17 protein-coding genes and 1 pseudogene are annotated in these 20,433 nt (G+C 71.7%); 4 read left to right on the top strand and 14 right to left on the bottom strand.

Features of this window, described 5'->3' with window-relative positions:
* Nucleotides 1-57: 57 nt before the first annotated feature.
* On the bottom strand, nt 58-1,509 hold the full coding sequence (locus ACFYNU_RS12620; RefSeq protein ID WP_388766028.1) for a PAS domain-containing protein: 1,452 nt from the start codon (nt 1,507-1,509) through the stop codon (nt 58-60).
* Nucleotides 1,510-1,894: 385 nt separating this feature from the next.
* Complete coding sequence (pdxH, locus tag ACFYNU_RS12615; protein WP_356587427.1) at nt 1,895-2,527, bottom strand: pyridoxamine 5'-phosphate oxidase; 633 nt, start codon at nt 2,525-2,527, stop codon at nt 1,895-1,897.
* A 281-nt stretch (nt 2,528-2,808) separates the two neighbouring features.
* On the opposite strand from pdxH, the gene ACFYNU_RS12610 reads away from it, so the two are divergent.
* Nucleotides 2,809-3,906: a citrate synthase 2 gene (locus ACFYNU_RS12610; RefSeq protein WP_356587041.1), complete on the top strand. Its 1,098-nt coding sequence runs from the start codon at nt 2,809-2,811 to the stop codon at nt 3,904-3,906.
* Between the two features lie 38 nt (nt 3,907-3,944).
* On the opposite strand, the gene ACFYNU_RS12605 is transcribed toward ACFYNU_RS12610, so the two are convergent.
* The 6 genes and pseudogenes from ACFYNU_RS12605 to ACFYNU_RS12580 all read right to left on the bottom strand — a co-directional run bounded on the left by ACFYNU_RS12605 (nt 3,945) and on the right by ACFYNU_RS12580 (nt 8,379).
* Nucleotides 3,945-4,367: a hypothetical protein gene (locus tag ACFYNU_RS12605; RefSeq protein WP_356587043.1), complete on the bottom strand. Its 423-nt coding sequence runs from the start codon at nt 4,365-4,367 to the stop codon at nt 3,945-3,947.
* Nucleotides 4,328-4,921: a TetR/AcrR family transcriptional regulator gene (locus ACFYNU_RS12600; protein ID WP_356587045.1), complete on the bottom strand. Its 594-nt coding sequence runs from the start codon at nt 4,919-4,921 to the stop codon at nt 4,328-4,330. Before ACFYNU_RS12600 ends, ACFYNU_RS12605 begins: the two co-directional genes overlap by 40 nt.
* Complete coding sequence (locus ACFYNU_RS12595; RefSeq protein ID WP_356587047.1) at nt 4,909-5,643, bottom strand: enoyl-CoA hydratase family protein; 735 nt, start codon at nt 5,641-5,643, stop codon at nt 4,909-4,911. Before ACFYNU_RS12595 ends, ACFYNU_RS12600 begins: the two co-directional genes overlap by 13 nt.
* Before the next feature lie 268 nt (nt 5,644-5,911).
* Nucleotides 5,912-6,112 (bottom strand): annotated as a pseudogene (locus tag ACFYNU_RS12590) (hypothetical protein); the annotation flags it as partial.
* A 10-nt stretch (nt 6,113-6,122) separates the two neighbouring features.
* Complete coding sequence (locus tag ACFYNU_RS12585) at nt 6,123-6,680, bottom strand: hypothetical protein (RefSeq protein WP_356587049.1); 558 nt, start codon at nt 6,678-6,680, stop codon at nt 6,123-6,125.
* A 577-nt stretch (nt 6,681-7,257) separates the two neighbouring features.
* Nucleotides 7,258-8,379: a serine hydrolase domain-containing protein gene (locus ACFYNU_RS12580; protein WP_356587051.1), complete on the bottom strand. Its 1,122-nt coding sequence runs from the start codon at nt 8,377-8,379 to the stop codon at nt 7,258-7,260.
* A 166-nt stretch (nt 8,380-8,545) separates the two neighbouring features.
* Between ACFYNU_RS12580 and ACFYNU_RS12575 the strand changes: the two genes are divergently transcribed.
* From ACFYNU_RS12575 to ACFYNU_RS12565, 3 genes are all read left to right on the top strand, one after another.
* A complete protein-coding gene (locus tag ACFYNU_RS12575; protein ID WP_356587053.1) occupies nt 8,546-9,739 on the top strand; it encodes a methyltransferase domain-containing protein in 1,194 nt (397 codons plus the stop codon).
* A gap of 98 nt (nt 9,740-9,837) precedes the next feature.
* Complete coding sequence (locus ACFYNU_RS12570) at nt 9,838-10,785, top strand: hypothetical protein (protein WP_356587055.1); 948 nt, start codon at nt 9,838-9,840, stop codon at nt 10,783-10,785.
* A gap of 81 nt (nt 10,786-10,866) precedes the next feature.
* Nucleotides 10,867-11,484: a TetR/AcrR family transcriptional regulator gene (locus ACFYNU_RS12565; protein ID WP_356587057.1), complete on the top strand. Its 618-nt coding sequence runs from the start codon at nt 10,867-10,869 to the stop codon at nt 11,482-11,484.
* Between the two features lie 9 nt (nt 11,485-11,493).
* On the opposite strand, the gene ACFYNU_RS12560 is transcribed toward ACFYNU_RS12565, so the two are convergent.
* Genes ACFYNU_RS12560 through ACFYNU_RS12535 form a run of 6 tightly spaced genes read right to left on the bottom strand, consistent with a single transcriptional unit; the run spans nt 11,494 to nt 20,340 of the window.
* On the bottom strand, nt 11,494-13,092 hold the full coding sequence (locus tag ACFYNU_RS12560) for a 4-coumarate--CoA ligase family protein (RefSeq protein WP_356587059.1): 1,599 nt from the start codon (nt 13,090-13,092) through the stop codon (nt 11,494-11,496).
* A 43-nt stretch (nt 13,093-13,135) separates the two neighbouring features.
* Nucleotides 13,136-14,272 carry an acyl-CoA dehydrogenase family protein gene (locus ACFYNU_RS12555; protein ID WP_356587061.1) on the bottom strand — a complete coding sequence of 379 codons (1,137 nt, stop codon included), beginning with the start codon at nt 14,270-14,272 and terminating at the stop codon, nt 13,136-13,138.
* Nucleotides 14,269-16,227, bottom strand: coding sequence for a biotin carboxylase N-terminal domain-containing protein (locus tag ACFYNU_RS12550; RefSeq protein WP_356587063.1), 1,959 nt, complete (start codon nt 16,225-16,227; stop codon nt 14,269-14,271). Before ACFYNU_RS12550 ends, ACFYNU_RS12555 begins: the two co-directional genes overlap by 4 nt.
* Before the next feature lie 8 nt (nt 16,228-16,235).
* On the bottom strand, nt 16,236-17,834 hold the full coding sequence (locus tag ACFYNU_RS12545; protein ID WP_356587065.1) for a carboxyl transferase domain-containing protein: 1,599 nt from the start codon (nt 17,832-17,834) through the stop codon (nt 16,236-16,238).
* Nucleotides 17,831-19,555, bottom strand: coding sequence for an acyclic terpene utilization AtuA family protein (locus ACFYNU_RS12540; protein WP_356587068.1), 1,725 nt, complete (start codon nt 19,553-19,555; stop codon nt 17,831-17,833). The genes ACFYNU_RS12545 and ACFYNU_RS12540 overlap by 4 nt, the downstream gene beginning before the upstream one ends.
* Complete coding sequence (locus ACFYNU_RS12535) at nt 19,552-20,340, bottom strand: TIGR03084 family metal-binding protein (protein WP_356587429.1); 789 nt, start codon at nt 20,338-20,340, stop codon at nt 19,552-19,554. The genes ACFYNU_RS12540 and ACFYNU_RS12535 overlap by 4 nt, the downstream gene beginning before the upstream one ends.
* Nucleotides 20,341-20,433: the final 93 nt, after the last annotated feature.

Here is a 20,433-nt window from a genome sequence, read left to right as displayed (position 1 = left end):
CAGGCCAAGCCGCGCCCGACCGGTCGTCCCCGCGCGGCGGACGGACCCAGCGGGCCGTTACGTCTCCGACTGGAGCAGGTCCAGCGAGGCCGCCATCCGGGCCGTCACATCCTCCGCGTACACCGCGTCCGGACGTTCGAACGACGGGCGGCTGGCGCCTCGCAGGAACGTGACCACGCCCAGGGTCCTGCCCCGGCTCCGCAGCACCGTGCAGAGCGCGTGCACGGAGTCGGGCGGCCACTGGCGGGAGACCGACCAGGTCGGGGTGGTCGAGGTCCCCGAGGGCGCGCTCGCGCGGACCGAGCCCGTGCGGGCCACCGCCTGGAGGGCCGGGTGGCCCTCCCGGTACCGCACGGGTATGCCGCCGGCCGACACCGGCTGGCAGGGCCCGACGGAACCGCCCGGCGTCGCCGCCACCCGTACGAGCCGGGCCGGCAACAGGTCCCCGGTCGACGTACCCGCACCCGCGCCCACGCCCGTACCGCCGGCAGCCGGTGCCGGCTCGCGCAGGACCAGATCGATCAGCGCGTGGTCGGCGAAGCCCACCAGCGCGAAGTCAAGACAGACCGTCGCCGCCTCCATCGGGCTCTCGCACTCGCCCGCGGCCCGCCCCGCGCGGTGCAGCTGGCTGGAGCGGAAGCGCAGCTTGTCCGCCTCCTGCGCAGCGAGCTTCGCCTCCGTGACGTCCTGGAACAGCCAGCCCACACCCAGCGGCACCGGTTCCTCCGCGAGCGGGGAGGCCAGCCGGAGGAAGCCGCTGCGCCAGCAGCGCCGCCGCTCGCCCCCGTCGGCCGTGCGCAGCGTCACCCACAGCTCGGCGAGCGCGCGCGGCGCGCCTTCGGCCAGTACGTGCTGGAGGGCGCCCTCCAGCTCCTCCACACCCTGGACGACGGTCTCGCCGAGAGGACGCCCGAGCAGCGCCGTGGGGCGCGCGCCGAGCGCACGCGCGGCGTGCCCGTTCACGACGGTCGGCCGCAGATCCACGTCGACCAGGACCACGCCCCACACCGCGTCCTCGAACAGCGCCTCGCTGAGCGCGATGGACCGCTCCAGATCGATCTGCGCGTGCACCTCGCTGAACGCGCAGTAGACACCGGCGGGACTGCCGTCCGCCCCGCGTACGCCGGCCGACTGGGTCCGTACGAGGACCCGGCTGCCGTCCTTGCGCAGCAGCGCGAACTCGTGCACCAGCCGCCCCGGCACGCCCATCGCCGACATCAGCCGCCCATGCACCTCGTCGGCGTCGGCGCTGCGCACGGCCCAGCCGGCGAAGCCACGCCGGCCGACGGCCTCGTCGGCGGACCAGCCGAGTATCCGCTCGGCCTCGCGGTTCCAGTGCGTGATCACGCCGTCCGCGTCGAACGCGCAGAGCGCCGCGTCCATCCCGTCGAGCAGCGCGGCGAGCAGATCCGCCCCGGGCCCGCCGTCCGGACCCACCGCGTCTGCCGCGCCGGATTCCGGTCCGTCGGAGCCGGGCGGGCGAGTGGTCTCACTCCGGGAAGCACTCAACCTTGGCACCCCCTGCCGCCTGCTCGGTCATACCTACGATCATTCAACTCCAGGGTGACCCAGCACACAGCTCGTTCGCCGAAATCGTTGTGCGGTGGAAATCCAAATAATCACTTGTGGGGCGCGGAACCACTTCCTAGGGTGGTGAGCACACTAGAAGGGAGGTGGTTCGGAAGTGATTTCAATCCGGACAAGTGAGGTGGCTGCGGGCTGACGCCCGTCGTCGCACACGTGCGGTGCCGGTGAACCACCGGCCCAATCCAAGCAGTCACCCGACCCGCGTGCTCGCCGGTAAGTCCGGCCGGCTCCTCCTCGGAGGAACCTGAGCGCGCGGGTCGTCTGCGTTCCGCGTTCTCGGCACCCGGCGTTGCCAGCTCCCCCGGTTTTACGGGCAGAGCCTCTCCACCCGCCACGCCGCGCCGCCGCCGTCCTCCCGCACGTACCGCAGCCGGTCGTGCAGCCGGTTCTCGTGCCCCTGCCAGAACTCGACCGTCTCCGGGACGACCCGGACGCCGCCCCAGTGCGGCGGTACCGGTACGGGCTCCTCGCCCGGGTAGCGGGCGGCCAGCGCCTCGTACCGCCCGAGCAGTTCCTCGCGCGAGCCGACCGGCCGCGACTGGTCGCTCGCCCAAGCGCCGAGCTGCGAGCCGTGCGGGCGGGTGCGGAAGTACGCCGCGGTCTCGGCGCGGCTGACGCGGGACGCCGTACCGGTGACGACGACCTGGAGCCCGAGCGCGTGCCAGGGGAAGAGAAGGCCGACGTACGGGTTGGCCTCGATCTCCCGGCCCTTGCGGGATTCGTAGTTGGTGAAGAAGACGAAGCCACGCTCGTCGAAACCCTTGAGCAGTACGGTGCGCGACGACGGGCGGCCGTCGGGGGTCGCGGTGGAGACCACCATCGCGTTCGGCTCGTGCAGGCCCCCGGCCGCGGCGTCCTTGAACCAGCTCGCGAACTGGTCCATGGGCGTGGCGGCGAGATCGCTCTCCAGGAACGCGGCGGCGCGGTACTGCGCGCGCATCACGGCGGGATCGGGGTTCTGGGGGTTCTCGGAGGACGGAGTGTGAGGCACGCGACCCATCCTCGCGCACATACCGGGGCCGCGGCATGGTTGATTCGATGTCCGGGCTGGGCAGGACGGTGGTAACGGATGACCGATCCGGACCGCGAGTCGTACGAGATCGACCGTGGATCCGGGCCGGCGCCGACAACTTCTGACATCGGACCGCGGGCCGTAGGCCGTCAGCCGCCGTCCGGTTCAGCCGTACGCTTCCGTGTCCGTCACACCAGAGGAGCCGCCTGATGTCCGATTTCGTACCCGGACTCGAAGGAGTCGTCGCTTTCGAGACGGAGATCGCCGAACCGGACAAGGAGGGCGGCGCCCTCCGTTACCGGGGCGTCGACATCGAGGATCTGGTCGGCCGTGTGTCCTACGGGAACGTGTGGGGCCTGCTCGTCGACGGCGCCTTCAACCCCGGACTGCCGCCCGCCGAGCCCTTCCCCCTCCCCGTCCACTCCGGTGACATCCGCGTCGACGTGCAGTCGGCGCTCGCGATGCTCGCCCCCGTCTGGGGCCTGAAACCGCTGCTCGACACCGACGAGCGGACGGCACGCGACGAGCTGGCGCGCGCCGCCGTGATGGCCCTGTCGTACGTGGCGCAGTCGGCGCGCGGACAGGGCGTGCCGATGGTGCCGCAGAGCGAGATCGACAAGGCGGAGTCGGTGGTCGAGCGCTTCATGATCCGGTGGCGCGGGGAGCCCGACCCGAGGCATGTGAAGGCGGTCGACGCGTACTGGACGTCGGCGGCCGAGCACGGCATGAACGCGTCGACGTTCACCGCCCGCGTCATCGCCTCCACCGGCGCCGACGTCGCCGCGGCCCTCTCGGGGGCCGTCGGCGCCATGTCCGGGCCGCTGCACGGCGGCGCCCCGTCGCGCGTCCTCGGCATGATCGAGGAGATCGAGCGGACGGGCGACGCGACGGCGTGGGTGAAGAAGGCGCTCGACAAGGGCGAGCGGCTGATGGGCTTCGGCCACCGGGTGTACCGGGCGGAGGACCCGCGTGCGCGGGTTCTGCGGCGTACGGCGAAGGAGCTGGACGCGCCGCGTTACGAGGTGGCGGAGGCGCTGGAGAAGGCGGCGCTCGAAGAGCTGCACGCGCGCCGCCCGGACCGGGTGCTGGCGACGAACGTGGAGTTCTGGGCGGCGATCATGCTGGACTTCGCGGAGGTGCCGGCGAACATGTTCACGTCGATGTTCACCTGCGCGCGTACGGCGGGCTGGTCGGCGCACATCCTGGAGCAGAAGCGGACGGGGCGGCTGGTGCGGCCGTCGGCGCGGTATGTGGGGCCGGGGTCGCGGGACCCGCGCGAGATCGAGGGTTACGACGCGATCGCGTGACGGCACGGCCCTCCCGGTGCCGCACCGGGAGGGCCGCGTCAGCCCACCCCCCAGCGCTCGTCGAACGCGTCCGTCACACAGTCCGCGTGGCAGCGGTTGCGCTCGTACCGCTCCCGCAGCGCGCCCGCCGCCGATTCGCGGGAGACGGCGCCGTGCCCGAAGTGCTCGGCGGCCACCGTCAGCACGTCGTCCACCCTGATGATCGCCGGTTCGTCGGCCGCCGCCGCGTGGCGGGCCGCCGCTATCGCCATGTCGGCGGACCGGCGCAGATCGCGGGGCAGCCGGCGGTACTTGACGTCCTGCGCGCGGACGCGCAGATACGGCTCGCGTACCTTCCCCTTCCAGATCGCCCCGGCCGCCATCAGCACGAGCCCGACCGCGACGATCACGAACACACCGTCCACCGCGACCGCCGCCCTCGTCAGCCCGCCGCCAGCACCGTGTCCAGGATTCTCGCCCACTGCGCCACCACCCTGTTCCGCCGCTGTGTGTCGTCCGTCAGCAGTGTGGCCAGGCCCAGGCCACGTGCCATGTCCAGCAAGCCCTGGACCGTCTCGCGTACGCCGGGCACCGACTCGTCCGCGCCGAGCAGTTCGACGGTCATCCGGTGGGCCTCGCGGCCGACGCGCGCCTCGAGTTCGGTGACGCGGGGCCGCAGTTGGTCCTCGTCGGACGCGGCGACCCACAGATGGAGCGCGGCCCGGAACAGCGGCCCGGTGTAGAGCGCGACGACCGCCTCGACCACTTCGCGACGGCGGCCGGGACCGGTCGGCGCGAGGGCGCGCAGGGCGGTGGAGCGTTCCTCGGCGACGTACTCGACTGCCGCCGTGAACAGGTCCTCGCGGGTGGGGAAATGGTGCTGCGCGGCGCCGCGCGACACCCCGGCGCGCTCGGCGACGACGGAGACGGTGGAGCCGGCCCAGCCGTGCTCGGCGAGGCAGGCGACGGCGGCCTCCAGCAGCCGCAGGCGGGTGGCGCGGCTGCGGTCCTGTTTGGGCGCGGCTAGCGCACCCATGGCGCGTCCCGCCGTTCGAGGAACGCGGACATGCCCTCGCGGGCCTCGGCCGTGGCGAAGAGGGACGCCGAGCGCTGTACGAGATCCTCCGCGTACTGGTCGAAGGTCTCCAACACCCCTGCGGAGAGCAGCTTCTTGGACTCGGCGAGGCCCTGCGGCGAGCCCCGGCGCAGAGCGTCCAGGACCGGACCGAGCGCGGTGTCCACGTCGTCGGCGGCCTCGGTGACGAGCCCGTCGGTCACGGCCTCGGCCGCGCCGAACGTCTCCCCGGTGAGGTAGTGCCGGGCGGCGGCGCGCGGCGACATCCGGGGCAGCAGCGGCATGGAGATCACGGCGGGCGCGACACCGATCCGTACCTCGGTGAAGGCGAAGTCCGAGTCGCTGGACGCGATCACGATGTCGCACGCCCCGAGCAGCCCGAGCCCCCCGGCCCGCACATGGCCGGTGACACGGGCGACGACGGGCTTGGGGTGCTCCACGATCTGCCGCAGGAGCGCGACGAAGGTGTACGGATTCGGCGGCTCCTTCAGATCGGCGCCCGCGCAGAAGGTGGACCCGGTGTGACTGATCACGACGGCCCGCACCTCCGCATCCTTGGCACACCGCCCGAACGCCTCCCCCAACTCCCCGACGAGCCGCGCCGACAGCGCGTTGCGCTTGGCGGGCGCGTCCAAGGTCAGGGTGGTGATGCCGCGCTCGTGCGCGGTCGTGACGAGCGCCACGTGCTTTCCTTCTCCCTTTGGCGGTCCCCCGGTTCGGTGGGAGGTTCAGAGAGTGGCAGCGCCCATCGAATCAATCAAGCGCGCATGCATGATTCCATTCCGCGCACCGGGCTCGCCGGTCCGCCCGGTCCGGGCGGACAGTCACAGAGGAAGGAGGCCCGCCGGAACGGTGTGGCTCACTTTCCGTAATCGGGCCGGGCCGTCGCGAGATACTCCGCCACCGTCCGAAGCCAGGCTTCCGCCGAGAATGACGCGGGCGGCTCGACCTCCGCCCGGCGAGCATCATCGCCCCCAGCAATACGCGCCCGACGGGCACCTCACTCGTTGGCCAGGCGGCCTCGACGGTGAGCCGGGTCCGCGTGCCCTGGGCCAGCCAGCGATTCACGGCCTGCTCGTTGCACGTCACGACCTGCTGGGTACACCACTGTGCGATCGCGCGATCAGGGTAGGTGGCGGAACGAGTACGCACAATTGCAACCTCAGTCGATCGTAAAGCCCCAGAAGATGCCGACCTCCGCGGCGGAGAGGGCGATTACGCCACAGTCAATTACATGCCCGGTGAAACCCTCATAGGCGCCTTCCCGGCGAAACATGTCGGCATGGGGATTCTCTCGCGCCGGCGTCGCATTGGTGAAGAACAGCGCATCCTCTCCAAACCGTTCCAGAATCACTCTCGCATGAGAAGTCAACTCGGCCTCTCGTGCGGCGAATTCTGGAATATCTTCCACCTGGAACCACTCACCGAGGAGAGTGACCATGATCTGTCCCGCGCCCGTCCTGGCCACCGGGAAGACCGAGTCAAAATCGGCAGGAGTGACAGCAATGAAGGGATTCTCCGAACCAGTGCCGTAGTCCCGCCCTCCCTCCGCCTTGACCAGTCTCAACCAGCCACGGGGATCAACTGTCTTCAACTGCATGACATCAAGGGCATCCAGCCGCCAATCATCGTTCACCCGCGCGCCGACAGCCGCGAACATGTCCTCTCCGAAGAGATTCTGCAAGGAACGACTCCACGATGCCTCGTCGGCCTGAGTCACGGGCATTACCCCAGTTCTTCGGAAGTGCGCGTCACGCGCTGCGGGGTCGCCTCGGTCCCACGACCTGCCGACGACGTCATTCGTTGCCAGAAGGAGTAAGCGTGACGAGTTGGGTCTGGGATTGCCCGCAAGCCAATTGTCGACCTTCCTCTGATTCGAAGGATCGTCCACGGCGGCCTGAGTATAGCGCTGCGCGCTCGCAAGGCTCTCGAACGACGAAACCGGCCTCGGGTCTGATACCGGAAGGTCTGACGATCTGCTGGGCTCTCAGCCTCTGCTCCAACTGCCTATCCGTCTATGTTTGTCCACAACGTGGGAGCCAAGCATGTCCTCTTGGTTCGGCAGGTCGAGCGGGCCGCATTCATCGCTCCTTCGTCGACCTCAAGGGGGAACCCTCGGCGAATCCCTTCCCCAACGGAATCCATGCGCTCGACCTGCCGGTCCAAGTAGCGCTGCTGCAAGCAGGGTTACGGTGCCAGAGCTGCTGCGTGCGGGACTGCCGAGATCTCAGGGAAGGACCGCAGGCGGAGGGTCGTCCTTCCGGGCTTACAGGTTCCGGTCCGGGCGGTTCGGGTGCTCAGTCGCAGAAGACGTCGTCCAGGAGTGCGTGGACCGCGGGCGTCGGGTCGGCGGGGCGGTTGGAGGTGAGGCCGATCGTGGCCTGGCGGCGGCCGTCATCGGTGGAGTACGACCAGGCCTGGTACGCGAGGGCGTCGCCGTCGTTGCCGTACACACGGATCCCGCACGTGGTGTCGAACCAGTCCAGCCCGAGCCCGTACGTCGCGCTCTCGACGCCCGGTTCCCTCATCTCGTCCAGCAGCCGGCCGGGCACCAGAGTCCCGTCGAGCAGGGCGGCGACGAAGCGGTTGAGGTCGCGGGTTGTGGAGATCATCTCGCCGGACGCGCCGAACACGGACGGGTTCATCTCCGTGTAGTCGGTGGGGTGCGTCGTACCGCCGGGCTCGACCGGCAGATAGGCGCGCGGGTGTGGCCGGGGAACGCGCGGGGACGTCCCCGGCACCGAGGTCCCGCTCAACCGCAGCGGCTCGATGATCCGTCGCTCGATCTGGTCGGCGTACGAGCGGCCGGTCGCCTTCTCGATGATCTGGCCGAGGAGGATGTAGCCGGTGTTGGAGTACGAGTAGCCCGACCCCGGCGGGTCGACGGAGGGCGGGTTGGCCACCGCGCGCCGTACCAACTCGTCGGGGGTCCAGGTCCGCCAGCGGTTCTGTACGAACTCCGCGCCCGGTGGCATCGGCAGGGTGCTGACGTAGTCGTACACCCCACTGGTGTGGTTGAGCAGCTGCCGCACGGTCATGCCCTCGCCGCCCGGCACGACTCCGGGCAGCCACGACTCGACGGTGTCGTCCAGCCCCAACTCGCCCTCGTCGACGAGTTGCAGCACGACGGTGGCGACGAAGGTCTTGCTGATGCTGCCGACCCGGAAATGCCCCCGGACCGGCACGGCCCGCTCCGCCCCCAACTCGGCGACCCCACTGCTCCCGCGCCACACCCCCCGCTCGTCCCGCACCTCCACCAGTGCCCCGACGGCGCCGGTGTCCACGACTTCGTCCAGCCGCTTCTGCAACGCCTGCCGATCCGCGCCGCGCTCACCAGGCGCGGCGGAGGCGGCGGTGCCCGCCACGATCACCGCCAACGCGGCCGTCGCCGTCACCAACACCCGATGCACACGCTTCATCCCGGCTCCCCGTGAACAGTTCGCACGACGCGGTCGACGTCGTATGCGTATGAGCCTCGCTGAGGGGTGGGGCGGGCGCGATGGGGTTCAGCGCAGACTTGACCGGGGGTTATCCCCACCCCCGTCCGTTACGGCACGATGTAGCCCCAGACAGGAAGTAGGTGCGGTGAGCGCAGCAGCGGTGTTGGCCGCCCACACCGAGCGGCTCCTTGCCGAGGTGGTCGAAGTGGACCACCTCGACAGACCGCTGGCGCCCGCTTTCGACCGGGCTGTGCGCGCGGTCCCGAGGCATCTGTTTCTTCCTGATCGCGTCTGGCTGCGCGACGGGAAGGGCGGCTACCGGCCGTGCGACCGGGCCACGGCCCCGGACGAGTGGCTGAGCGCTGCCTACTCGGACGCGCCGCTCGTCACGCAGCTCACCGACGGTGTGCCGACGTCGTCCGCGTCCATGCCCTCCGTGGTGCTCCGCATGCTCGCCCTGGCGGGCTTGGACGGCCTGGACGGTGATGCGGCGGGGCGCCGAGTTCTCGAACTGGGCGCGGGCACCGGGTTCAACGCGGCCCTCCTCTGCCGGCTCTGCGGCGATCGGGCCGTCACCACCGTCGAGTTGGATCCCACGCTCGCGGCGCGTGCGGAGCGGAATCTGAAGGCTGTCGGCCACACGCCGGAGGTGGTGCGCGGTGACGCCGGGGCCGGCTGGTCCGCCGGGGCTCCGTACGAGCGGATCATCGCCACGTTCTCGGTCGACCGGATCCCGCCGGCCTGGCCGGCACAGACAGAACCGGGCGGACGCATCGTCACCCCGTGGAACTCCGCCTGGTGCGGCGGTTACGGCACGCTGGTACTGACGACGGCACCGTACGGCCGCGGCAGCGAAGGCCGGTTCCACGGCTTCGCCTCGTTCATGCCGATGCGGGACCCCGTCCCGTCGGCGGCCGTGGCCGCTGCCGACGGCGGGCAGCCCGAGCAGGTGGCGTCCTCGGCCTTGTCGCCGTGGGCCGTCGCCGGCGGAGATCTCAACGCGGAGTTCCACATCGGCCTCGCCGTCCCCGGAGCCTGTTTCGCCTGGGACTCCAGCGGCGAACACGCTCCCACGCGGCTCGACGTGGCTGACGAAACCGGGCCGTCCTGGGCAACGGTCGATTACGACGGACACCATGCCGACCGGTTCACCGTCGCCCAGGCCGGTCCCCGGCGTCTCTGGGACGAGATCACCACCGCGTACGCCCGCTGGGAGAACCTTGGCCGCCCGGGCGTCGACCAGTACGGGCTCACGGTGGATGCCACCGGGGCACACACGGCATGGGTGGAGCGGGCGGACGGCTCTCGCAGACCGGTACGCGGGAGCCGTCTCGTATAGCGAGGCGTCAGGCGCCCAACGCGGCGTGTTCGGAGAACCGTGTCCGGGCCGGGCCGCGTCCTCCTTGGGGGTCGATCAGGAAGGCGCAGGCTCACTTCATGCACATACCGCACGACCGCACCGTGCCATCCGCGAGCGCGAGTCCGCGACACGGTGTCGTCATCACGACGCTCGGCGTCCTGCGGCGGCACCGGGGGGCGCTGGCGGGGGCCACGGGGCGGGTCGTCGGGATGGTCGCGGTGGTCGGGCTGCTGTTGACCGGGGGGATATTCGCGCTCTCCTGGCCCCTCTTCACGCGTATGCGGAACCAACGCGCCTGGTACCACTACGTCGAGGATCCGTATCTGCACGAGAGCACGGACCTGGTGCTCGTCGCCCTCTGCACGCTCCCGCTCTTTCTGCTTCTCCTCGGCGTCGGCAGCGCGGCCATCCAGATCGCGTGCTCACGGGCGGTCGGGACGGAGGCGGCCGGCAGGCTGCGGTCGGTGTTCGGTGTGTACGTGCTGCGCGGGCTGATCGTGTGGCCGCCGCCGCTGCTCGTCGCGTATGTGGCGGACAGCCTCACCGGCAGCCACCTCGACACCCCGCAGCCCCTGGAACGCGGTTCGTGGCCCCACACGCTCGTCGCGGCCTCCCCCCTGGTCGCCGTGTTCGTCGCCGTAGTGCTGCGCCTCGCCCTCGCCCTCGCGCCGGCCGCCGCCGCCCACGGGCTCGGGCCGCGCGCCGCGCTGCGCCGTTCCTGGTCGTTGACGTGGACGCGTGTCGGGGTGGTCCGCGTCGTCGCCCTCGCGCTGCCGTTGGCCGCGCTCACCGCCGGGGTGCTGCGGCTGGTGGTGCAGTTCGCACTGCCGCTGCGGCCTTTCGTACGTGGCCTCCTGGAAGACGCGACGGGTAATTTCTTCGCCGCGTACTACGCCGGGATCCTCGCCCCCGTCATCGTCGGCATCCTGGTCACCGCGGCCGTGACCGTCCCCGTCACATGCACGGCCTACGCGGCTCTCCACGACCGCCTGCGACAGCCCCGCCAGCCGGCCGGTCACCGCTGAACGGCCCGGGTGCCGGTCCCGCCACTCACGACCACCACCAAGTTCGGCACCGACCGGTACAGAAGAGGTATCATCGTCGGCATGGAGACGGGACAGAAGGCGCCGATCGGCCGGCCGAGGGGCTTCGACGCCGACGAGGCGCTCGAAACAGCGATGCGGGTCTTCTGGGAGCACGGCTACGAAGGCGCCAGTCTCGCCGAGCTCACCAAGGCCATGGGCATCACCCGTACCAGCATGTACGCGGCCTTCGGCAACAAGGAGGAGCTGTTCCGCAAGGCCCTGGAGCGCTACACCGAGGGCCCTGCCTCGTACGGGGCCCTGGCCATGCGGGAACCGACGGCCCGGCGGGTGGCCGCCGCCTTCCTCAACGGCGCCGTCCGGGCCACCACCCGGCCCGGCTGCCCCAACGGGTGTCTCGGCGTGCAGGGCTCACTCGCCGCCGGAGCCCCGGGAAGCAACGCCCGCGACACGCTCACCGACTGGCGCGACGAGCACACTTCCCTCCTCCGCGACCGGCTGCGGCGAGCCGTCGACGAAGGCGACCTGTCCCCCGACGCCGATCCCGGTCTGCTCGCCCGCTACCTCATGACCGTGTCGAACGGCATCGCCGTCCAGGCGGCCGGCGGCGCCGCACGCGACGACCTCCAGCTGGTGGCCGACATGGCCCTGCGCAGCTGGCCGTCCGCCGCGGGAAAGTAGGGCGGGGACTCACGTCGGCCCCGACCGCCCTTCCCGGTCGCGCAGTTCACGCCTGAGGATCTTGCCGGACGCCGCCCGGGGGACGCCGGCGATGAACTCGACCCGGCGCACCTTCTTGTGCGGGGCCACCTGTTCGGCGACGTACGACAGCACGTCCGCCTCGGTCAGTTCGGGCGCCGACGGCTGGCGGACCACGTACGCCTTGGGGATCTCGTTGCCGTCCTCGTCGTAGACGCCGATGACCGCCGCGTCGGCTATCGACCCGTGGGTCAGCAGCAGTGCTTCGAGATCGGCGGGGGCGACCTGGAAGCCCTTGTACTTGATCAGCTCCTTCACCCGGTCGACCACGAACAGCCAGCCGTCGGCGTCGACGCGGCCGATGTCGCCCGTGTGGACCCAGCCGTCGGTGTCGATCATGTGGGCGGTCTCCTCGGGACGGCCGAGGTAGCCCTTCATGACCTGCGGACCCCGGATGAGAATTTCGCCGGTGCCGCCGGCGGGGGCGTCCGTGGTGGGGTCGTCCAGGGAGACGACGCGCATCTCGGTGCTGGGCAGGAGTCTGCCGACCGCGCCGGGTGGCGGGTTGTCGGCGTCGAGGGGGACCACGTGCGTGCCCGGTGACAGTTCCGTCATGCCGTACGCCTGGCGGACGGGCGGCAGACCCAGGCGGGCCGAACAGGCCTCGGCGAGGCGGGAGTCGAGCGGGGCGGCGGAGCAGACGATGTAGTCGAGCGAGGTGAGGTCGTAGCGGGCGACGGCCGGGTGCTTGGCGAGCGCGAGGATGATCGGCGGGGCGACGTACAGGCCGTGGATGCGGTGCGTCTGGATCGCGCCGAGGAACTGGTCGAGTTCGAAGCGCGGGAGTACGACGACGGTGGCGCCGCTCCGCAGCGGCGCGTTCATCAGGGCCGTGAGGCCGTAGATGTGGAAGAAGGGCAGTACGGCGAGGATGCGGTGCCCGGGGCGCATCGGGATGACGGGGTCGAGCTGCGCCAGGTTGGTGGCGATGGAGCGGTGCGTGAGCATCACGCCCTTGGGGGCGGCGGTGGTGCCGGAGGAGTACGGGAGGGCGGCGACGTCCTCGCCGGGTGAGATGTCGACGCCGGGCGTCCGGGGGTCGGACTCCTGGTCCGTGGCGATCATGTCGGTCACGGAGCGGTGCCCCGGCGCCCGGTCGCAGACGAGGATCTCCTCGATGCCGCCGACCAACTCGGCCGCTCTGCGGGCGACTTCGAGCAGCGGCGAGACCGTGACGATCCACCGCGCCGAGGAGTCGCGCAACTGCTTCGCGAACTCCTCGGCCGTGGACAGCGGATGGACGGTCGTGACGGAGGCCCCGGCGCGGGTGGCCCCGTAGAACACGACCGGATACGCGACGGTGTTGGGGCTGTGCAGGGCAAGTACGTCGCCCTTGCGCAGCCCGGCGGCGGTGAGTCCGGCGGCGAAACGGCGGTGGAACAGCTCCAGTTGGGCGTAGCTGACGGTGGCGCCGTCGGTACCGTCCACCAGCGCGACCGTGTCCCCGAACTCGGCCGCCCTGCCGAGCACCGCGTCGTGGATGGGCCGGTCGACCACTTCGACGTCCGCGTACTCGCTGTGAAAGATCATGACGACGGCCCCTTCGACGCGTGGACGGACAGAATGACCTGTCTCAGTACGACTTGGGGAGACCCAGGGACTGGTGGGACACGTAGTTCAGGATCATTTCGCGGCTGACGGGCGCGATACGGGCCACGCGTGACGCGGTGATGAGGGAGGCCAGTCCGTACTCGCGGGTGAGACCGTTGCCGCCGAGGGTGTGTACGGCCTGGTCGACGGCGTGTACGCAGGCCTCTCCCGCCGCGTACTTGGCGATGTTCGCGGCCTCGCCCGCCCCGGCGTCGTCACCCGTGTCGTAGAGGTGGGCCGCCTTGCGCATCATCAGACGGGCGAGTTCGATCTCGATGTGCGCCTGGGCGAGCGGATGCGCGATGGCCTGGTGCGCACCGATGGGCTGCTGCCAGACCTGGCGGGTCTTGGCGTAGTCGACGGCCTTGTCGAGCGCGTAACGGCCCATGCCGAGGGCGAAGGCGGCGGTCATGACGCGTTCGGGGTTGAGGCCGGCGAAGAGTTGGAGGAGTCCGGCGTCCTCGTCGCCGACGAGGGCGTCGGCGGGCAGCCGTACGTCGTCCAGCACCAGCTCGAACTGCTTCTCCACCGCCTGGAGTTCCATGTCGATGCGCGAGCGGTGGAAGCCCTGGGCGTCGCGCGGGACGATGAAGAGGCAGGGCTTGAGGGAGCCGGTCCTGGCGTCCTCGGTGCGGCCGACGACGAGGGTGGCGTCGGTGATGTCGACGCCGGAGACGAAGACCTTGCGGCCGTTGAGTATCCAGCCGTCGTGGTCGTCCGCCCGGCGGGCGGTGGTGGTGATGCGGTGCGAGTTGGACCCGGCGTCGGGTTCGGTGATGCCGAAGGCCATCGTGCGGGAGCCGTCGGCGAGGCCGGGGAGCCAGGCGCGCTTCTGCTCCTCGGTGCCGAAGCGGGCGATGACGGTGCCGCAGATGGCGGGTGACACGACCATCAGGAGCAGCGGGCAGCCGGCCGCCCCCAACTCTTCGAGGACGATGGAGAGTTCGGCGAGGCCGGCGCCTCCGCCGCCGTACTCCTCGGGGAGATTGACCCCGAGATAGCCGAGCTTGCCCGCCTCGCTCCACAGTGTGTCGCGGTCGAAGCCACGGCCGTGGCGACGGCCGAGGGCCGCGACGGCGGCGCGGAGGTCCTGGTGTTCCTGCGTTTCGACGATGCTCATGTGTCCCCCTGGAGGGTGTCCGTGACGACGGCGAGGAGCGTGCCGACCTCGACCTGGGCGCCGGGTACGGCGTGGAGCGCGGTGAGCGTGCCGGAGGCGGGAGCGACGATGCGGTGCTCCATCTTCATGGCCTCCAGCCAGATGAGCGGCTGCCCGGCGGTGACGGCGCTGCCCGCGCCGATCCCGTCGGCGATCCGTACGACGGTGCCGGGCATGGGCGCGAGCAGTGAGCCGGGCGCGGTGGCGGTGCGGGGGTCGGTGAAGCGGGGGTGGGCGAGGAGGCGGTACGAGGCGGCGGGGCCGTCCACGAAGACATCGCCGCCTCCGTACTCCGCCACGTCGAAGTGGCGCAGCACGCCGTCGACTTCGAGGGTCACGCGGTCGGGTGCGACGGCGACAACGCGCACCGCGTCGTCCTCGACGCGGAATCCGTCACGGGTGCGGTGGTAGCGCACCTCGTGCCCGCCGTACGTCTTGGTCTGCGGCTGGGACGGGAGATTGCGCCAGCCGCCGACGCGGTGGCCGCGCCGGACGGCGTCGGCGAGGGCCGCGGCGAGGGCGGCGTGCCGCGTGCCGTCGTCGTCCGGCTCCGGCTCCGGCTCCGTGAGCGCGTCGAGGTGCCGCTCGTAGAACCCGGTGTCGGCCTGCCCGCCGGCGCCGTCGGCCCCGCCGAACTCCCCGTGGCACAGGGACCGTACGAGCAACTCCCGGTTGGTGACGGGGCCGTGGATCCGCGCCCGGCGCAGCGCGTCGGCCAGCAGCCGGACGGCGCCGGCCCGGGTGGGCGCCCAGGCGACGACCTTGGCGAGCATGGAGTCGTAGTGCACCCCCACGCCGTCCCCGGGCCCGTACCCGGCGTCGACCCGCAGGCGCGGGCGGCCGGCGAGGGGGGACGCGTCCGGGCCCCGCAGCGCCAGCGCGTGCACCCGCCCCGGCTGCGGCGCCCAGCCGCGCGCCGGGTCCTCCGCGTACAGACGGGCCTCCACCGCGTGGCCGTGTGGGGACGGGGGCTCGGCGGGGAGCTTTACGCCTTCCGCCACGGAGAGTTGAAGAGCGACCAGGTCCAGGCCGAACACCTCCTCCGTCACCGGGTGTTCGACCTGGAGGCGGGTGTTCATCTCCAGGAAGTACGCGCGGCCCGCGGGCGAGATCAGGAACTCGACCGTTCCCGCGCCCCGGTACGCCACGGCCCGCGCCGCCGCGACCGCAGCGTCCGTCAGCGTGGTGCGCAGTTCGGCCGTCAGGCCGGGCGCCGGGGACTCCTCGATCACCTTCTGGTGCCGCCGCTGCAAGGAGCAGTCGCGCGTGCCGAGTGCCCATACGGTGCCGTGCGCGTCGGCGAGGATCTGGACCTCGACGTGCCGGCCCCGTTCCACGTACGGCTCCGCGAAGACCTCGCCGTCGCCGAACGCCGACCGGGCCTCGGCCGAGGCAGCCGCCAACTCGCCTTCCAGGTCGGCCCGTTGACGGACCACCCGCATCCCCCGGCCGCCACCGCCGGCCGCCGCCTTCAGCAGCAGCGGCAGATCCGCGTCCGTCACCGACGCGATGTCGAGAGCGGCGAACAGCGGCACACCGGCCGCCGCCATCAGCTCCTTCGCCCGTGTCTTGGACGCCATGGCCTCGATCGCCTCCGGCGGCGGCCCGACCCACACCAGCCCGGCGGCGAGCACGGCGCGCGCGAACTCGGCGCTCTCCGACAGGAATCCGTAGCCGGGATGCACCGCGTCCGCGCCCGCCGCCAGCGCCGCCTTCACGATCAGCTCGCCGCGCAGATACGTGTCGGCGGGCGCCGACCCCGGCAGCCGTACGGCCGCGTCCGCCTCCCGTACGTGCAGCGCGTCGGCGTCGGCGTCCGAGAAGACCGCGACCGTGCCGATGCCCCGCTCCCGGCAGGTGCGGAAGACCCGGCACGCGATCTCGCCACGGTTCGCCACAAGAAGAGTTGAGATCATCCCAAGCCTCACATTCGGAAGACGCCGAAGCCGCCCCGTACGCCCTCGACCGGCGCCGTGTGGACCGCCGACAGACACAGGCCGAGCACGGTGCGGGTGTCACGCGGGTCGATGACCCCGTCGTCGTAGAGCCGCCCGGACAGGAAAGCGGGCAGCGACTCCGACTCGATCTGCGCCTCGACCATCGCGCGCAGCGCCGCGTCGCCGTCCTCGTCGTACGGCTGTCCCTTCGCCGCCGCCGAGCCGCGCGCCACGATCGAGAGCACACCGGCCAGTTGCTGCGGTCCCATCACGGCCGACTTGGCGCTCGGCCAGGCGAAGAGGAACCGGGGGTCGTAGGCCCGGCCGCACATGCCGTAGTGCCCGGCGCCGTACGACGCGCCCATCAGGACCGACAGATGCGGGACGGTCGAGTTGGCGACCGCGTTGATCATCATCGCGCCGTGCTTGATGATGCCGCCCTGCTCGTACTCCTTGCCGACCATGTAGCCGGTGGTGTTGTGCAGGAAGATCAGCGGGATGTCGCGCTGGTTGGCGAGCTGGATGAACTGCGCGGCCTTCTGCGACTCGGCGCTGAAGAGCACGCCCTGCGCGTTGGCCAGCACGCCCACGGGGTAGCCGTGCAGCCGCGCCCAGCCGGTCACCAGGCTCGGCCCGTGGAGCGGTTTGAACTCGTCGAAGTCCGAGCCGTCCACGATCCGCGCCACCACCTCGCGCGGGTCGAAGGGGATCTTCAGATCGCCGGGGACGATGCCCAGCAGCTCCTCCTCCTCGTACTGAGGAGGATCGGCGGGACCGGGATCCGCCCGCGCCTTGCGGTGGTTGAGGCGCGCCACGATCCGGCGCGCCTGGCGGATCGCGTCCGGCTCGTCCACCGCGAAGTGGTCGGCGAGGCCCGAGTGGCGGGCGTGCATCTCGGCCCCGCCGAGCGATTCGTCGTCGCTCTCCTCGCCCGTCGCCATCTTCACGAGCGGCGGTCCGCCGAGGAAGACCTTCGACCGTTCCTTGATCATCACGGTGTGGTCGGACATCCCGGGGACATACGCCCCGCCCGCCGTCGAGTTGCCGAAGACGACCGCGACGGTGGGGATTCCGGCGGCGGACAGCCGCGTCAGATCGCGGAACAGCGCGCCGCCGGGGATGAAGATCTCCTTCTGGGAGGGGAGATCGGCGCCGCCGGACTCGACGAGGCTGATGAGCGGCAGCCGGTTCTCGTACGCGATCTGGTTGGCGCGCAGGGCCTTCTTCAGCGTCCAGGGGTTGGACGCCCCGCCGCGTACGGTCGGGTCGTTGGCGGTGACGACGCACTCGACGCCCTCGACCACGCCGATGCCGGTGACCATGGACGCGCCGACGGGGTAGTCACTGCCCCAGGCGGCGAGCGGGGACAGCTCCAGGAACGGGCTGTCGGGGTCGAGCAGCAGCTCGACCCGTTCACGGGCGAGGAGCTTTCCGCGCGCACGGTGCCGGGCCACGTACTTCTCGCCGCCGCCGGCCAGCGCCTTGGCGTGCTCGGTGTCGAGATCGGCGAGCTTGGCCAGCATCTCGGCCCGGTGCGCGGCGTATTCGGGGGACGCGACGTCGAGGGCGGAGTGGAGCACGGTCACAGCAGAACCTCCGGGATGTCGACGTGGCGGGAGCGCAGCCATTCGCCGAGCGCCTTGGCCTGCGGGTCGAAGCGGGCCTGGGCGGCGACGCCTTCGCCGAGGAGGCCGTGGACGGTGAAGTTGAGGGCGCGGAGATTCGGCAGGACGCTTCTGTCGACCGTCAAGTCCGCCGTCTCCGGGAGGAGTTGGCGGAAGGCGTCGACGGTCAGCTCGTGTACGAGCCATCGCCACGCCTCGTCGGTACGCACCCAGACGCCGACGTTGGCGTCGCCGCCCTTGTCGCCGCTGCGGGCGCCGGCGACCAGGCCGAGGGGGGCGCGGCGGGTGGGCCCGGCGGGGAGCGGGTCGGGCAGCGGTGGCGGTGGTACGGGCTCAAGTGCCCTTGTCCGTACGGGAGTCGGCACCGGTACGCGGGTGCCGTCGGGCAGTACCGCCGTGTGCGGGACCTCGGCCGCGGCGACGTACGCGGCCTCGAAGACGCCGTACGGCGCGCCCTTGCTGGGCGGCGCCGTCACATGGAAACCGGGGTAGCTGCCCAGTGCCAGCTCGACGGCGGCGCCACTGACCGCGCGGCCGACGGCGTCGGGGTCGCTGTCCCGGACGACCAGCCGCAGCAGGGCACTTGCGGTCTCCTCGGTGTCCGCGTCGGCCCGGTCGGTGCGGGCCAGCTCCCAGCGGACGGACGCCGGGGCCCGGTCGGCGCGCGCGAAGGCGTCCGCGACCTGGTCCTTCACCAGCCCGGCCTTGGCGTCGACGTCGAGACCGGTGAGGACGAACACGATCTCGTTGCGCCAGCCGCCGATCCGGTTCAGCCCGACCTTGAGCGTGGGGGGCGGTGCCTCGCCGCGTACGCCTTCGAGCCTGACCCGGTCGGGGCCGTCCTGCGTGAGCCGTACGGTGTCGAGTCTGGCCGTCACGTCGGGGCCCGCGTACCGGGCGCCCCCGGTCTCGTACAGCAACTGCGCGGTGACGGTGCCGATGTCGACGATGCCGCCGGTGCCGGGGTGTTTGGTGATGACGGCGGTGCCGTCGGCGTGGAGTTCGGCGAGGGGGAAGCCGGGGCGGCGGACGTCGTGCGCGCCGAAGAAGGAGTAGTTGCCGCCGGTGGCCTGGGTGCCGCACTCCAGGACATGCCCGGCGACGACGGCTCCGGCGAGTTGGTCCAGATGAGTCGCGTCCCAGCCGAAGTGCGCGGCGGCGGGCCCGGTGACGAGGGCCGCGTCGGTGACCCGCCCGGTCACCACCACATCGGCGCCGGCCCGCAGACACGCGGCGATCCCTTCCCCGCCGAGGTAGGCGTTGGCGGTGAGCACGCCCTCGCCCCACGGGCGCCGGTGACCGGCCGCCAGCAGGTCGTCGCCCTCGACGTGCGCGACGCGTACGGGGACGCCGACGCGCGCGGCGAGTTCGCGTACGGCGGCGGCCAGCCCGGCCGGGTTCAGCCCGCCCGCGTTGGCCACGATCCTCACCCCGCGCTCGTGGGCGAGCCCGAGCCCGTCCTCCAACTGCCGCAGAAAGGTCTTGGCGTAGCCGGACGCCGGGTTCTTCTGCCGGTCGCGGCCGAGGATGAGCATGGTCAGCTCGGCCAGATAGTCACCGGTGACGACATCGAGGGGGCCGCCGGTGAGCATCTCGCGCAGCGCGTCGAAGCGGTCGCCGTAGAAGCCGGAGGCGTTCGCGATCCGCAGGACGCCCGGCGCACCCGGGGTCGGCGCCGTCATGTCTTCGCCGCCCGCCCGGGGCCGGCCGGTCCCGCGAACGCCTGCGCGATGTCCAGCCATCGGTCGGCGTCCGGGCCGTCGGCCCGTACGGCGAGGTCCGCGCGGTGGGCGCGCTGGGTGGCGAGCAGACAGAAGTCGAGGGCGGGGCCGGTGACGCGCTGCTCGGCGTCCTCGGCGCCGTACGTCCACAACTCCCCGCCGGGGCCGGTCAGTTCGACCCGGAAGGGCGCGGCGGGCGGTTGCTCGCCCCGTACGAGGTAGGCGTAGTCGCGGGCCCGTACGCCGATCCACGCCACATGCCGCAGGCGCGCGGTCGGCTCGCGCCGTACGCCGAGCGCGTCGGCGATGTCCTGGCCGTGCGCCCAGGTCTCCATCAGTCGCGCGGTCGCCATCGACGGCGCGCTCATCGGCGGCCCGTACCAGGGGAAACGCGCACCGGCGGGCAGGGAGCGCAGGGCCCGCCGAAGCTGTTCGCGTCCCTCGCGCCACCGGGTGAGCAGCGTGCCCGGCGGCAGTACGGCTCCGGCCTCGGCGCCCTCGTCCACGAACGAGTCCGGGGCGGCGAGCGCCCGCGCGGCCTGCGCGGCGAAGGCGGCCTCGTCGGTGACGGCGAGCAGGGCGGCGGTGTCGGTCCAGCTGAGATGGGCGATCTGGTGGGCGACGGTCCAGCCGGCCGCCGGGGTGGGGAGCGACCAGCTCGCCTTGTCCAACTCGGCGACGAGCCGGTCGACTTCCTCGCTCTCGTCGCGCAGATCGTCGAGGAGTGACGCGACGGGGTCGGACACGGCGGGGTCGGACACGGGATGCGCTCCGATCGGCTCTCGGGACACGGCGTCGTACGTGTCCCGGAGCATGGCAGCGCCCATAGAAACAAGCAA

The organism is Streptomyces sp. NPDC006643, assembly GCF_042870175.1.
Taxonomy (GTDB): Bacteria; Actinomycetota; Actinomycetes; order Streptomycetales; family Streptomycetaceae; genus Streptomyces.
The sequence above is the reverse complement of the archived record's forward strand: the minus strand, read 5'-3'. Positions and strand labels throughout refer to the sequence as shown.